The following is a 14566-nucleotide window of genomic DNA, read 5'->3' on the forward strand; positions in this document are numbered from 1 at the left end:
CGGCATGGCTGCGTCAGGCTTTCGCCCATTGCGCAAGATTCCCCACTGCTGCCTCCCGTAGGAGTTTGGGCCGTGTCTCAGTCCCAATGTGGCTGATCATCCTCTCAGACCAGCTACTGATCGTCGCCTTGGTGAGCCTTTACCTCACCAACTAGCTAATCAGACGCGGGCCGCTCCAATGGCGATAAATCTTTCCCCCGAAGGGCACATCCGGTATTAGCTCAAGTTTCCCTGAGTTGTTCCGAACCAAAGGGCACGTTCCCACGTGTTACTCACCCGTCCGCCACTAATCCCGAAGGATCCGTTCGACTTGCATGTGTTAGGCCTGCCGCCAGCGTTCGCTCTGAGCCAGGATCAAACTCTCAGGTTGAGTTGACATTGACTTCAGACTTCCGATCCCAGGGGAAAACCCAGGACCAGGTATCTGGTTTGCATAGTTTCTTGACGAGTTCCCATCACTCGATCGACCCGAAGGCCAACCGGCGTAATGGTGTCTTCTTCAAGAGACCGCATTCGTCAGCGTCAGTTGATGACCCGAAGGTCATCGCCAGAGCGCCGCCGCCTGCGTTTCTCTTTCCAATTCAACAATGTCAAAGACCCGAACCACCTCAGCGGCCCCATCGTTTAGCGCCCGATGTCGGCGGAGGCGGCTATCTATCCAACCTCGAATTCCGTGTCAAATCGTTTTTTTAAAACTTTTCGAACCGGGCGGCGAAACCAGAAAATCCGGATCCGCCGGAGCGGCCAGCTTCTAGAGAAGCCAACCAATCCAGTCAACCGATTATTTTGAAGAAACTTCAAAGCACCGAGTAACTAGACCTTACATCGCGCCGCTGAATTCTTGCGAAGTCTTGGCGGCGATGTCCGGAGCGGCGCTTCTAAAGAGGCGACATTCCGAAGTCAACCAACTCTTTTCGACTTTTTCGACAACCCGGATGACCCGGTATCGAAGAGACAAAAAGAGGATCCCGGGGCTGCCGAAGCCGCCCTTGCGGATCCATCACTGAGTCGATTGGAGCGAGGTTTTTAGCGAAGCGTCTGAACCGATGCAACTCCCTTTCGGGGGCCGCGTCGTCCGGTCGCGATGCCGTTCCGAGCGAGGCGGTGATCTAGTCGGCCAGCCGGCGGCTGGCAACCCCCTCGCGACAATATAACGACGCTCTTTTGACGGCGTCGTTAATAGAGGCCTGCGGAGCCCGACCAGGCGGGCTCCAGCCGTACGCCTTAGTGCTGGCTCTCCGGGAGACGCACGATCAAGCCGTCCAGCGCGTCGCTAACCTTGATCTGGCAGGACAGGCGGCTGTTGGGCTCAACGTTCTCGGCGAAGTCCAGCATCGACTCTTCCATGGCCGACTTGTCGCCGGTCTTATCGAGCCAGGCTTCGTCCACATAGACGTGGCACGTCGCGCAGGCGCAGGCGCCGCCGCAGTCGGCGTCAATGCCCGGGACATTGTTCTTCACGGCGCCTTCCATGACGGTCAGGCCCGGCTTCACGTCGATGACTTGCTCGGCGCCGTCGTGCTGGATGTAGGTGATCTTGGCCATTTGTTTCCCGTTACCCCTGGAAGGCTCTCTCTATGGGGCGACCTTAGGCCGCCACCTCTTTCATGGACACCGACGGATCGGCGAGCTTGTTGACGTCGACCGGCGTGCGCTTGGCGATCAGTTGCTTGCCGGCCATGAACTCGGGCGGAGCGTTCACCGCCTCGACGGCCTGAACCAGGTCTCCCTTCAGATGGAAGACCGCGAACTTCGCCGCCGCCACGTCGCCGCGCACCACCTGGCGATCGGCGTCGAAGGGCAGCCCGGCGATCTGCAGCTTGAGGTCATACTGGTCCGACCAGAACCAGGGCGTCTCGGGCGCCGGTCCTGGCCGGCCCAGAATCGCCGACGCCGCCTGCTTGGCCTGTTCGAGCGCGTTCGGAACGCTCTCCAGTCGAAACTGTCGGTCATAGAGGGGCAAAGGGCGGTGACTGACATCGCCGATCGCGAAGATCGACGGGTCATCTGTCCGCGCGTCGAGATCGACCACCACGCCATTGACGGTCGGCAGCCCGGCGTCCTTGGCCAGCTCATCATTCGGAACCGCGCCCACACCGACGAGGGCGACATCGCACGCCACGACCCGGCCATCGGTGAAGCGCACGCCCGTCACGTGGCCCTCATGGCCTTCGAAGGCCGCGACGCCGGCGTTCAGCTCGAACGCGACGCCGTGCTTGCCGTGATAATCTTGGAAGAAGTGCGACAGCGTCTCGCAAGCGACGCGCGCCAGAACACGGCTCTCGCGCTCGATCACCATGGCATGGCTGCCCAGAGCGCGCGCCGAGGCGGCGGCCTCAAGGCCAACATAGCCGCCCCCGACGACGGCGAGGCGCTTGTCCGGACCCAGGGCGTTCTTCAGCAGTTCGGCGTCGGCGGCTGTGCGGAGCGCCAGAACGCCGGCGAGGTCCGATCCGGGGATCGGCAGCTCTCGGGCCCGCGCGCCGGTGGCCAGCACCAGAAAATCGTAGGAGATCACCTCGCCCGAGGCCAGGGTCACGGTCTTTTCCGAACGGTTGATCCGTTCGGCGACGCCGCCGAGACGCAGCATCACATTGTTTTCGGCGTACCAGTCGGCGGGCTTCAGCGACAGCGAGTCGGCGTCCGCCTCACCCTTCAGCCAGGCTTTGGAAAGCGGGGGGCGTTGATAGGGCAGCAGCGGCTCGTCCCCGATCAGGACAATCCGGCCCTCGTGACCATACTGGCGCAGGAACGCGGCGACTGAACCGCCCGCGTGACCCGCGCCGACGATAACGACGCATGCGTTCTGATTGACGTTAGCGCTCAATGACGCCCTCCCTTTCGTCAAAAATGACGCCGGCGTCACCTATTGGCAAGCGCCTTCGATAGAGGCGGATGCAGAATGCGTCGGGGAAAGTGTCTGCGATACAGCGCCCGGACGCCTTGCGTACTTAGCATATGGGGCGGCTCGTCTCCGAAGCCGCCCCATATTTCTTGTCCTGGAGGATGCGTCAGACGACGCGCTCGACCATCATCTTCTTGATTTCGGCGATCGCCTTGGCGGGGTTCAGCCCCTTGGGGCAGACCTGAGCGCAGTTCATGATCGTGTGGCAGCGATAGAGCTTGAAGGGATCCTCAAGCGCATCGAGGCGGTCTCCGGTGGCCTCGTCGCGGCTGTCGATCAGCCAGCGATAGGCGTGCAGCAGCGCCGCCGGGCCCAGATACTTGTCGCCGTTCCACCAGTAGCTGGGGCAGGAGGTCGAGCAGCAGGCGCAGAGAATGCACTCATAGAGGCCGTCGAGCTTCTCGCGGTCTTCCGGTGACTGCTTCCACTCGGCCTGCGGCTCGGGCGTGTCGGTGTGCAGCCACGGCTCGATCGAGGCGTACTGCGCGTAGAACAGCGTCAGGTCCGGGATCAGGTCTTTAACCACAGGCATGTGTGGCAGCGGGCTGATCTGCACCGCCTTGCCCGGGACCTCGGCCCAGCCGTGGGTGCAGGCCAGGGTGTTGCGACCGCCGATGTTCATCGAGCACGAGCCGCAAACGCCTTCCCGGCACGACCGGCGGAAGGCCAGGGTCGGGTCGATGGTGTTCTTGATATAGAGCAGGGCGTCCAGGACCATCGGCCCGACGGCGTCGACATCGACGTCGTAGGTGTCCCAGCGCGGGTTGCCACCCGCTTCCGGGTCGTAGCGATAGATCTTGAAGGTCTTGACCTTCTTGGCGCCGGCCGGGGCGGGCCAATGCTTGCCCGACTTGACCTGCGAGTTCTTGGGGAGTGCGAGTTCGACCATCGTACCCTCAGTAGACCCGTTGCTTCGGCGGGATGTAAGCGATGTCGTCCGACATGGTGTAGCTGTGGACCGGGCGGTAGTCGATCTTCACCTTGCCGGTGTCGAGCTCGAGCCACGCCAGGGTGTGCTTCATCCATTCGGTGTCGTTGCGATCCGAGAAATCCTCGCGGGCGTGGGCGCCGCGGCTTTCGGTGCGGTTGGCCGCGCCGTTCACCGTCACGACCGCCTGACCGATCAGGTTGTCGAACTCGAGGGTTTCCATCAGGTCGGTGTTCCACACCAGACCCCGATCGCTGACCTTGAGGTCGGCCTTCTTGTCCCAGACGGCCTGCAGCCGCGCAACGCCGCTGTCCAGGCTCTCGCCGGTGCGGAACACGGCGGCGTCTTCCTGCATCGCCTTCTGCATTTCAAGGCGCAATTCGGCGGCGCCCGTCGAGCCCGAGGCGTTACGGAAGCCGTCGAAGCGCGCCAGGTGGGCGTCGGTCTGGACGTCCTTCAGTTCCGGCTGCTTGGCGCCCGGCTTGAGGATTTCGGCGCAACGCAGCGCCGCAGCGCGACCGAACACGACAAGGTCGATCAGCGAGTTTGAGCCCAGGCGGTTGGCGCCGTGCACCGACACGCAGGCGGCCTCGCCCACGGCCATCAGGCCCGGGATCACCTGGTCGGGATTGTCGCCCGACTTGGTGACGACTTCGCCGTGATAGTTCGTCGGGATGCCGCCCATATTGTAGTGCACGGTCGGCAGGACCGGGATCGGCGCCTTGGTCACATCGACGCCGGCGAAGACCTTGGCCGTTTCCGAAATGCCCGGCAGGCGCTCGTGCAGGATCTTCGGATCCAGGTGATCCAGGTGCAGGAAGATGTGGTCCTTGTTGGGACCCACGCCGCGCCCTTCGCGGATTTCGATGGTCATCGCGCGGCTGACCATGTCACGCGGGGCCAGATCCTTCACGGTCGGCGCATAGCGCTCCATGAAGCGCTCGCCTTCCGAGTTGGTCAGGTAGCCGCCTTCGCCGCGCGCGCCCTCCGTGATCAGGCAGCCGGCGCCGTAGATGCCGGTGGGGTGGAACTGCACGAATTCCATGTCCTGCAGCGGCAGGCCGGCGCGCAGCGCCATGGCGTTGCCGTCGCCCGTGCAGGTGTGGGCCGAGGTCGCCGAGAAGTAGGCGCGGCCGTAACCGCCGGTCGCCAGAACCACCATCTGGGCCTGGAAGCGGTGCAGGGTGCCGTCGTCGAGCTTCCACGCGGTCACGCCGCGGCAGACGCCGTCGTCCATGATCAGGTCGAGGGCGAAGTACTCGATGAAGAACTCGGTGTCGTGAGCCAGCGACTGGCCATACATCGTGTGCAGCATGGCGTGACCGGTCCGGTCGGCCGCCGCGCAGGTGCGCTGGATCGGGCCTTCGCCGAAGTTCTTGGTCATGCCGCCGAAGGCGCGTTGATAGATCTTGCCGTCGGGCGTCCGCGAGAAGGGCACGCCCCAGTGCTCGAGCTCATAGACCGCCGCAGGCGCGTTGCGGGTCAGGTACTCGATGGCGTCCTGGTCGCCCAGCCAGTCCGAACCCTTGACGGTGTCGAACATGTGCCAGCGCCAGTCGTCCTGGCTCATGTTGCCCAGCGAGGCCGAGATGCCGCCCTGCGCCGCCACGGTGTGGCTGCGGGTCGGGAACACCTTGGTGATGCAGGCGGTCTTCAGACCGGCCTGGGCGGCGCCGAGCGCGGCGCGAAGGCCCGAGCCGCCGGCGCCGACGACGACGACGTCGAACTTGTGATCAATAAACTTGTAGGCCGACATCAATGGGCTCCGGTCACGGTCAGGGCGACCTTGAGGATCGAGAAGACCCCCACGGCGCCGGCCAGCACGCAGACGAACAGGTTGCCAATCACCAGGGCGGTCTTGGTGGTGAAGCGTTCGATATAGTCTTCGATCACGACCTGCACAGCGCTCTGAAGGTGCACGAGGGCGGCGATCAGCAGCAGGCTCAGGAGAACGGCGTTGACGGGCTGGGCCATCCACTGGACGACGACGTCATGCGGCGCGCGCACCTGCTTGAGGGCCGAATAGACGCCCCACACCGTCAACGGCGCCAGCGCCAGGCCCGAGACGCGCTCGGTGATGAAGTGGCTGACGCCATGGCGCGACGCGCCCATGCCCCGAGCGCGCGACAGCGGCGTGCGGAACTGCTGGGGCTGGAAAAGTTCTTTCTTGCTCATGATCAGAAAGCTCCGATGCCGCCGGCGATGACCCAGGTCACGATCGTCGCCACCACCGCAAAAGCGATGGCCATGGCGCCGGTCATGTCGGACGTGCGGGGAGCGAAGCCCTTGCCGGCGTCCCAGAAGGTCTGACGGATCGTGTAGGCGACGTTGAAGAAGACCGCGAAGGTCTCGCCCAGCAGGACAAGCTTGCCGATCGGCGAACCCAGCAAGCCGACATAGCTTGCATAGGCGTCGGGCCCGGCGGCGAGAGCGGCGGCCCAGCCCGCAAGGATCACGGCGCCGGCCCAGAGGCCAACGACGCAACCGCGGTGGAGGATCGAGCAGGCCATCGTGATATGCCAGCGCCACACTTGCAGGTGCGGCGACATCGGGCGCTCAGGCAGCCCCCGGCTCGTGTCGGTCATGAGAGGTCCAACCCCAGTAGCCTTTGTGCGTTGCGGGATGCTTTTAAGCGCGAGGGCGGGGGTGTCAATTAAACGGCGCCCTGTTGAGAAACGTTCGCAATTCCTCACCTTGGCGGGTCGACGAGCGCGTCCCAGGGCTTGAGGCGCAGGCCCTCGCCAACAACGCGAGGTCTAAGCCGCGCGCAGCACTGTAAGGGCCAGGTGCTGGAGGAGCATGATCGTCTTGGCGTCGCGGATACGGCCGTCCGCGATCATGGCCAGAGCTTGCTCCATCGTCATCTCCAGGACCTCGATGTCTTCGCCCTCATTGGGGTGGCCTCCGCCGTCGCTGATGCGCATGGCCGCATCGTACTCGGCGACGAAGAAGTGCAGGATCTCGGTCACCGATCCGGGGCTCATGAAGGCCTCGAACACCTTGCGGACCTCACCTAGGCGGTAGCCCAGCTCCTCCTCGACCTCCGCTCGGATACGGACTTCGGGCTCGGCGTCGTCGAGCAGGCCGGCTGCGGCTTCGATCAAGAGGTCGTCGCAGCCGTTCACAAAGGCCGGATAGCGGAACTGCTTGACCAGCAGCACCGTCCGGTTCTCGATATTGTAGGGAAGAAGGACAGCGCCGTTGCCACGATCGTAGTGCTCGCGCGACTGGGTCTGCCAGGTTCCGTCCCGGCGCTTCCAGTCGAAGGTCGTGGTCCGCAGCACGTACCAGTTGTCGGAGAGCAGTCTGGTTTCGCGAACCCGAACCCGATCCTTGACCGACATCGCCGCCTCCTAATCCCTGACTCGACCGACATAGTCGGCGGACCGCATTTCCTGCAGGCGCGAGACGGTCCGCTCGAACTCAAAGGCCCCCTCCCCCTCCGGATAGAGCTGCTCCGGCTCGGCTTCGGCCAGCGCCACCAGTTTGACGTCGGCTTCATAGAGCGCGTCGACCAGGGTGTTGAAGCGCCGCGCGGCGTCACGGCGCGCCGGCGTGAGGCAAGGCACGTCCTCAAGGAAGAGTGTGTGGAAGCGCTCGGCGATCGCGAGATAGTCCTGCGAGCCGAGGGCTTGCTGGCACAGACTGGCGAAGGACGAGCGCACCAGGCCACCCGCCGCGCGGGGCAGGCGCATCTTCCGTCCCAGCACCTCGAGAGTCGCGCCCGTCTCAGGCGCGCCGTCCAGCATGTCGGCCCAGAGCCGGTCGAACGCGGATTGGCTCGCCTTGTCGTTCGGCGCCAACCAGGTGCGGGCCGCGCGCAGGCGATCCAGGCGGAAATCGACCGGCCCCCGCACCGCCACGACGTCCATCGCCGACTTTAGCATGTCGATGAAGGGCAAGAAGAGCTGACGGTTCAGGCCGTCCTTATAGAGATCCTCCGGCGGCCGGTTCGAGGTCGCCACCAGGGTGACGCCGCGCGCGAACAGCGCCTCGAAGAGCCGTCCCAGGATCATGGCGTCGGCGATGTCGGTGACCTGCAACTCGTCGAAGCACAGCAGGCGCGCTTCGCCGGCGATCCGCTCGGCGGTGGGCGCGACGGGATCATCGCCCTTGGACTGGCCAAACCGCGCCTTGCGGGTGGCGGCATCGCCCTTGCGCCAGACGTCGATGTCGGCGTGGACCTCGGCCATGAAGGCGTGGAAGTGGATACGGCGCTTCTTGGCCACGGGCGCGCTGTCGAAGAAGAGATCCATGACCATGGACTTGCCGCGACCGACGGGGCCCCACAGATAGACGCCGCGCTGGCTCTTGGGCTTGCGACCGAAGAACGAGAAGCCCGGCTCGCCGGCGGCGTCGAGATCGGCCTCCAGGCGCGACAGGGCCTCGACCGCGGCCGCCTGGGCGACGTCGGGCCTGATCTCGCCCTGGGCCAGGCGCTCGCGATAGGCGGTGCGAAGGGAAGTCGGCATCAAGGATTGCGGTTAGCGCGTTCGCCGCGCCCGGAGCAAGAGGGCGCTGACAGAACCGATCACCGCGCCTAAGCTCGACCCATGGTTCATGTTCCGGCCGCCGGGGCGGTCCAAGCGGGCCAATCCGCTGAGCCCCACATCATCGACACCCTGATCGCCGAACGCGCCCCAAGGCTGACGGGCTCGCCGGCCTGGCCGCTGCTGAAGCCCGCTCTTTATCGCCTGCTCGACTATCGCAAGGCGCGGACCATGGCTGAGACCATCGAGACGATGGGCGGCCAGGCGGCGCTCGATCATGTGTCGCGGCTCTTGTCGCTGAAGGTCGAGATCCGCGGCCTTGAGCATCTGCCCGCCGAGGGCCGCGTCGTGATCGTGGCCAACCATCCGACCGGCATCGGGGACGGCGTGGCTGTCTATGACGCCCTAAAGACCCATCGTCCGGACCTCGTCTTCTACGCCAATGCGGACGCCCACCGCGTTTGCCCACGCTTCGACGACGTCCTGATCCCCGTCGAATGGGTCGAGGAGAAGCGCAGCCGCGAGCGCATGCGCCTGACCCTCTCCATGACCCGCGAGGCGATGGAGGCCGAAAGGGCGCTTATGATCTTCCCCGCCGGACGGCTGGCGGTGACGGATGCGGAAGGGCGGCTCAGCGATCCGCCTTGGATGTCCTCGGCCGTCTCAATCGCGCGCAAGTATGGTGCGCCGATCGCGCCCATTCACCTGGAGGGGCCCTGGTCGACCCTTTTCCACCTGTTCGGCCGTCTCTCGCGCGAGCTTCGGGACATCACTCTGTTCCACGAACTGCTGAACAAGAAGGGACGGCGCTTCTCGCTGACCATCGGGCCGCCCGTTGATCCGGAGGCCTTGCCGCGAGACGCTGAGCAAGCCACCGAGGTCCTGAAGCGCTATGTGGAGCGTCAACTGCCGAACGAGCCGACGAGCCCCCTGACGTGAAGACCCTTTCCCTCGCCGACGAGGCCGCGACCCAGGCGCTGGGCCGGACGCTGGCCCGCGCCCTTCGCCCGGGAGACGCCCTCTGCCTGACCGGCCCGCTCGGCGCCGGCAAGTCGACCCTGGCCCGGGCCCTGATCCGGGCTCTGACGACGCCGGACGAGGAGGTCCCCAGCCCGACCTTCACGCTGGTTCAGTTCTATGAGACGGCGAAGTTCCCCCTGGCCCATTTCGACCTCTATCGCCTTTCGGATCCCGACGAGGCCTACGAGATCGGACTGGACGAAGCGCTCGACGGCGGCGTCGCCCTGATCGAATGGCCCCAGCGCCTGGAAGGCCGTTTGCCCCGGACTCGGCTCGATATAGACATCGCCCTGGACGGCGACGCCCGACGCGCCGTCATCGTGGCGCACGGCGATTTCGAAGGACGTGACCTTGAGCTCTGAACGCGAGGCGGCCAAGGCCGCGTTCCTGTCCGCCAACGGCTTCGGCGACGTCCGCCGCGAGTCGCTGGGCGGCGACGCCTCGACCCGCGCCTATGAGCGGCTGCATCGGGGCGAGCAAAGCTACATGTTCATGGACCAGCCGCCCTCGGTCGAAACCGCCCCTTGCCCGCCTGACGCCTCGCCGGCCGAGCGCGCCGCTCTGGGCTACAACGCTCTGGCGCGCCTGGCGGCCGGCCGCGTGGACGCCTTCGTGGCCTGCGCGGGGTGGCTCAACGCCCAAGGCCTATCGGCTCCCAAGGTTCTGGCCGCAGACCCAGCCGCAGGCTTGGCCGTGCTGGAGGACCTTGGCGATGATCTCTATGCGCGCCTGATCGAGGCCGGAACCGATGAGGCTCCACTCTATGACGCCGCGATCGATGGCCTCCTGGCGATCCACGCGGCTTCGACGCCAAAGGTCCTCAGCTACGACGGCTCGACCTGGCCGCTGCTGACCTATGACGATCTGGCCCTGAAGACCGCGCACGACATCTTCATCGAGTGGCAGCCAAGGTTCCGCGACATCACCTTCGATGCGGCGGCGCTGGCCGAATGGGAAGCGATCTGGGCGCCGATCCGGGCCAAGGGCGAGGCCGACGCGACCGTCTTCTGCCATCGCGACTATCACGCCGAGAACCTGATCTGGTTGCCCAAGCGCGACGGCGCGGCCCGGGTCGGCATGCTGGACTTTCAGGACGCGGTGCTGGCCCATCCGGCCTGGGACCTCTCCATGCTGCTACACGACGCCCGCCGCACTGTCTCGCCGGAGCGCGAGGCCGCCTGCCTCGAACGCTATCTCGCCGCCCGCCCCGAGTTGGACCGCACCGCCTTCCTGGCCGACTACCATGCGCTGGGCGCGCTCAACATCATCCGGATCCTGGGCATCTTCGCCCGCCTGGTGACCCGCGACGGCAAGCCCCGCTACGCCGACTTCATTCCGCGTCTGTGGGTCTATCTGGACGTCTGCTTCGCCGACCCCGCCCTGGCCGAGCTGAAAGCGTGGTTTGATCGCTACGTGCCCGTGGAGACGCGTCGATGAGCAAGGCGCCCAAGATGGCCATGGTGCTGGCCGCAGGCCTTGGCACCCGCATGCGCCCCCTGACCAATGACCGGCCCAAGGCCCTGGTCGAGGTCGCCGGCAAGGCGCTGATCGACCACATGCTAGATCGGCTCGTCGCGGCCGGCGTCGAGACGGCCGTGGTCAACGTCCACTACTTCGCCGATCTGGTGGAGGCGCACCTGCGGGCCCGCCAGGCCAAGGGCCTCGCCCCCCGAATCATCATTTCCGACGAGCGCGCCCAGGCGCTGGAGACCGGCGGCGGGATCAAGTACGCCTTGGCCCTGCTGGGCGAGGCGCCGGTGTTCGTCGCCAATATCGACTCGATCTGGATCGAACACGCGGGCGCCGCCGTCGACGCGGTGGCCGCCGCCTGGGATCCTAAGCGGATGGACGTGTGCCTGATGCTGGCCTCGACCACCGGCTCGCTGGGCTTCCACGACACAGGCGATGTGTTCCTCAGCGCCGACGGCGTGGTGCGTTTCAAGGACGCCGGAGAGATCGCGCCGCTCGTCTATGTCGGCGTTCATATCTGCAAGCCGGAGATCACGGCCGATGGTCCCGACGGGCCGTTTTCGCTGCTGCCGCTCTGGAAACGTCTGGCCACCGAGGGCCGGGTCCACGGCGTAGCCCCCGAGGGCCTCTGGATGCATGTCGGCGATCCGCAGGCCAAGCTCGCGGCCGAAGCCAGGCTCGCCGAGGCATGAGCGGGTCCGCGCCGTTCTTCGACCGTGAAGGGCCGCGCTGGTATTCGATCCCGGCGCACCGCCCGTTCGTCGACGATTTGGCGCGCGGTCTTCTGAATACGCTGGAGCCGCTGGGGCCCGAGGCGCTGCCGCGCGCCACGGTGCTGACCCCGACCCGCCGGGGCGCGCGAGCCTTGGCCGACGCCTTCCTGGCCGTCGGCGGCGGGCGGGCGCTGCTGCTGCCGCAGATCCGGCCGCTGGGCGATCTGGACGAAGGCGAGCCGCCGTTCGAGCCGGGGGAGCTGTCCCTGACTCTGCCGCCGGCGATCTCGTCGCGGCGGCGGCGGTTCGAACTGGCGAGGCTGGTGACCGACCACGGCGACAAGCTGTCGTTCAAGCCCGGCCCTGTTCAGGCGCTGGAACTGGCCAAGGCGCTCAGCGAGTTTCTCGACAGCTGCCAGATCGAGGAAGTGAATTTCGACGATAAGCTGGACGGCCTGGCGGAGGGCGATCTGGCCCAGCACTGGCAGGTCTCGGCCCGGTTCCTGCGGTCCGTGCTGCGGGCCTGGTCGGCGCGCCTGAATGATCTTGGTCTGATCGACGTCTCCGAACGTCGCGTGCGACTGCTACGCGCTCTTGAGGCCCAGTGGCGCGACAACCCGCCGACCGAGGTGCTGGTCGCCGCCGGTTCGACCGGCACCGCGCCAGCGACCGCCGACCTGCTGCGGGTCATCGCCGCCGCGCCCAAGGGGGCCGTGGTGCTGCCGGGCCTGGACGAGGATCTCGCAGACACCGCCTGGGCCAAGATCGAGGGCTCCCAGGGCGAGCAGCATCCGCAGGGGGCGATGAAGCGCCTGCTGGACCGCGCCGGCGTCTCGCGCGCCGAGGTCCGCGCCTGGGTTCCCGAGGTCGACAGCCGCGGCCGCTGGCGGCGTCGCATCGTCAACGAGGCGCTGCGTCCCGCCGAAGCCACCGCCGACTGGCTGAGCCAGATCGCCGCCCTGCGCGCCGAGGCTCCCGGCCTCGACCCGATCGCCGAAGGACTGAAGGGGTTCTCGGTCATCGCCGCCCGCGCCGAGGAGGACGCCGCCGGCGCCTGCGCGCTCCTGCTGCGCGAGGCTCTAGAGCATCCAGACCGCACGGCGGCCCTCGTCACCCCCGACCAGACCCTGGCGCGCCGGGTCATGACTCGCCTGCAGCGGTGGGGCGTCATCCCCGACAGCTCGGCCGGCGCGCCGCTGGCCGCCGCTGGGGCGGCGATCCTGGCTTTGCACCTGGCGAGGCTCGTCGAGGAGCCCCTCAACCCGGTTCGCCTGCTGGCCTTCGCCAAGCATCCGCTCGTCCTAGGCGAGGATGAGGCGCCCGCCGCCGCGCTGCTGGAGCGCAAGGGCTTGCGCGGCGCAGCGCCCGGTTCGGCCGATGGACTGCGCGCGCGCCTTCGCGACGCGCCGGACGCCCTGGCCTTGGCCGAACGCATCCTCGCCGCCGTGGACCATGCCGCTGCGCCCTATGGCGGCGGAAAGCACGCCGCCCCCGCCCGGGCGGCCCAGGCTCTGGTCGAGGCGCTGGAGTCGCTGATCGCGCCCCATCGTCTCTGGGCGGGCAACGCCGGCGAGTGCCTGGGAACGCTGATGGCCGCCCTGATCCAGGACGGCGAGCCCCTGCCCGACGCCTCGCCCCAGGCCTTCGCCGATATTCTCGACCGCCTGGTCAATGAGGAGACCGTCCGCGTGGGCGGGGCGACGCATCCGCGTCTGCGCATCCTCGGCGCCATCGAGGCGCGGCTGGTGCGCGCCGACCGCCTGGTGCTCGCAGGGCTGGAGGAAGGCGTCTGGCCGCAAGGTGCGCCGATCGATCCGTTCCTGTCGCGGCCGATGCGCCAGCGCCTGGGCCTGCCGCCGCCCGAGCGCCGGATCGGCCTGACCGCCCACGACTTCGCCCAAGCCGCCAGCGCGCCGGACGTGGTTCTGGTCCATTGCGAGCGGCGCGGCGGCGCGCCGGCCGTCGAATCGCGCTGGCTGTGGCGCCTGAAGACCCTGGCCGCTGGCGCGGGCCTCGAATTGCCGCGTCGCGATGATGTGACCGACTGGGTCCGCGCCCTGGACGCGCCGGGGCCCTATACGCCGATCGGCCGCCCCGCGCCCAAGCCGCCCGTTGAGGACCGCCCACGCAAGATGGCGGTGACGCGCGTCGAGGCCCTGACCCGCGACCCCTACGCCGTCTGGGCGCGGGACATCCTCAAGCTCTATCCGCTGGAGCGACCCGACGAACCGGTCGAGGCGCGGGCGCGCGGCACCGCCATCCACGCCGCCTTCGAAACGTTCGCCGAGCTCTATCCCGACGCCGTGCCGGCCGAAGCGGCGTCGGCTTTCGAGAAGCTCTATGTCGACGCCCTGGTCAGCGCCGGCATGCCGCCCACCGCCCTGGCCCGCGAGAAAGCCCTGGCCCGCGAGGCCGCCGCCTGGGTCGCCGACTGGGAGCGCCAGCGCCGCGCCCATGTGCGCCGCATCGTCGTCGAGGCCGAGGGCAAGCTGGACCTCGTCATCAACGGCCGCCCGTTCACGCTGACCGCCAAGGCCGACCGTATCGAGCCGACGCCGGACGGAACCGCCCACATTCTCGACTACAAGACCGGCGCCGCGCCGTCGCAGAAGCAGGTCGACACCGGCTTCTCGCCGCAGCTGACCCTGACGGCGGCGATTCTGATGAACGGCGGGTTCCCGGATCTCGGCAAGCCGACGCCCGGCGACCTGACCTATGTCCGCGTCACGGGCCGACGCCCCGCGGGTGAGGAGCAGGTCCGGGCCAAGGGCGACGGCGCAAGCGAGGAGGCTGCGCGCAAGGCGCTGGAGGGCCTGTCGTCCCTGATCGCCCGTTATGACGACCCGGACGAGCCGTACCGCTCGCGGGTCGCGCCGCAGTTCGTCAAGGAGCACCCCGGCGACTATGCGCACCTGGCGCGCGTGTTCGAATGGTCGACCAGCGGCGACGACGGAGAAGGCGAATGAGCGCGTTCTCGCAAATCCTCCCCCCAGAGGGGGAGGTGTCGGCGCAGCCGACGGAGGGGGAAGCGTTGTGGGTG

The 14566-nt window shown here is 67.2% G+C and carries 13 protein-coding genes and 1 rRNA gene (1 of these 14 cut by a window edge); 5 read left to right on the forward strand and 9 right to left on the reverse strand.

What is annotated here, in order from left to right:
* The 9 genes from CA606_RS18550 to zapE all read right to left on the reverse strand — a co-directional run.
* A 16S ribosomal RNA gene (locus CA606_RS18550) occupies positions 1-370 on the reverse strand (it extends 1114 nt beyond the left edge of the window).
* An 854-nt stretch (positions 371-1224) separates the two neighbouring features.
* Positions 1225-1545 (reverse strand): 2Fe-2S iron-sulfur cluster-binding protein, encoded by a 321-nt coding sequence (locus tag CA606_RS18555; protein WP_096053187.1) that lies wholly within the window; start codon positions 1543-1545, stop codon positions 1225-1227.
* A gap of 43 nt (positions 1546-1588) precedes the next feature.
* Positions 1589-2827 carry an NAD(P)/FAD-dependent oxidoreductase gene (locus tag CA606_RS18560; protein WP_096053186.1) on the reverse strand — a complete coding sequence of 413 codons (1239 nt, stop codon included), beginning with the start codon at positions 2825-2827 and terminating at the stop codon, positions 1589-1591.
* A 184-nt stretch (positions 2828-3011) separates the two neighbouring features.
* Positions 3012-3794, reverse strand: coding sequence for a succinate dehydrogenase iron-sulfur subunit (locus CA606_RS18565; RefSeq protein WP_096053185.1), 783 nt, complete (start codon positions 3792-3794; stop codon positions 3012-3014).
* 7 nt (positions 3795-3801) lie between these two features.
* A complete protein-coding gene (sdhA, locus tag CA606_RS18570) occupies positions 3802-5589 on the reverse strand; it encodes a succinate dehydrogenase flavoprotein subunit (RefSeq protein WP_096053184.1) in 1788 nt (595 codons plus the stop codon).
* On the reverse strand, positions 5589-6044 hold the full coding sequence (sdhD, locus tag CA606_RS18575) for a succinate dehydrogenase, hydrophobic membrane anchor protein (RefSeq protein ID WP_181242922.1): 456 nt from the start codon (positions 6042-6044) through the stop codon (positions 5589-5591). Before sdhD ends, sdhA begins: the two co-directional genes overlap by 1 nt.
* Entirely contained in the window at positions 6011-6418 is a 408-nt protein-coding gene (gene sdhC, locus CA606_RS18580; RefSeq protein WP_096053182.1) for a succinate dehydrogenase, cytochrome b556 subunit, read from the reverse strand. The genes sdhD and sdhC overlap by 34 nt, the downstream gene beginning before the upstream one ends.
* 171 nt (positions 6419-6589) lie before the next feature.
* The gene (locus tag CA606_RS18585; protein WP_096053181.1) at positions 6590-7177 is read right to left on the reverse strand and encodes an NUDIX domain-containing protein; all 588 of its coding nucleotides are present in this window, start codon (positions 7175-7177) and stop codon (positions 6590-6592) included.
* Positions 7178-7186: 9 nt separating this feature from the next.
* Complete coding sequence (gene zapE / locus CA606_RS18590) at positions 7187-8305, reverse strand: cell division protein ZapE (protein ID WP_096053180.1); 1119 nt, start codon at positions 8303-8305, stop codon at positions 7187-7189.
* A gap of 81 nt (positions 8306-8386) precedes the next feature.
* On the opposite strand from zapE, the gene CA606_RS18595 reads away from it, so the two are divergent.
* Genes CA606_RS18595 through addB form a run of 5 tightly spaced genes read left to right on the forward strand, consistent with a single transcriptional unit; the run spans position 8387 to position 14492 of the window.
* On the forward strand, positions 8387-9262 hold the full coding sequence (locus CA606_RS18595) for a GNAT family N-acetyltransferase (RefSeq protein ID WP_181242688.1): 876 nt from the start codon (positions 8387-8389) through the stop codon (positions 9260-9262).
* Positions 9259-9705: a tRNA (adenosine(37)-N6)-threonylcarbamoyltransferase complex ATPase subunit type 1 TsaE gene (tsaE, locus tag CA606_RS18600; RefSeq protein ID WP_096053179.1), complete on the forward strand. Its 447-nt coding sequence runs from the start codon at positions 9259-9261 to the stop codon at positions 9703-9705. Before CA606_RS18595 ends, tsaE begins: the two co-directional genes overlap by 4 nt.
* A complete protein-coding gene (gene amgK / locus CA606_RS18605) occupies positions 9689-10780 on the forward strand; it encodes an N-acetylmuramate/N-acetylglucosamine kinase AmgK (RefSeq protein ID WP_096053178.1) in 1092 nt (363 codons plus the stop codon). The genes tsaE and amgK overlap by 17 nt, the downstream gene beginning before the upstream one ends.
* Positions 10777-11505, forward strand: coding sequence for an N-acetylmuramate alpha-1-phosphate uridylyltransferase MurU (gene murU, locus CA606_RS18610; protein WP_096053177.1), 729 nt, complete (start codon positions 10777-10779; stop codon positions 11503-11505). Before amgK ends, murU begins: the two co-directional genes overlap by 4 nt.
* Positions 11502-14492 (forward strand): double-strand break repair protein AddB, encoded by a 2991-nt coding sequence (gene addB, locus CA606_RS18615; RefSeq protein WP_096053176.1) that lies wholly within the window; start codon positions 11502-11504, stop codon positions 14490-14492. Before murU ends, addB begins: the two co-directional genes overlap by 4 nt.
* Positions 14493-14566 lie beyond the last annotated feature (74 nt).

Origin of the sequence: Caulobacter vibrioides (genome assembly GCF_002310375.3) — a bacterium.
Lineage (GTDB): Bacteria > Pseudomonadota > Alphaproteobacteria > Caulobacterales > Caulobacteraceae > Caulobacter > Caulobacter vibrioides_D.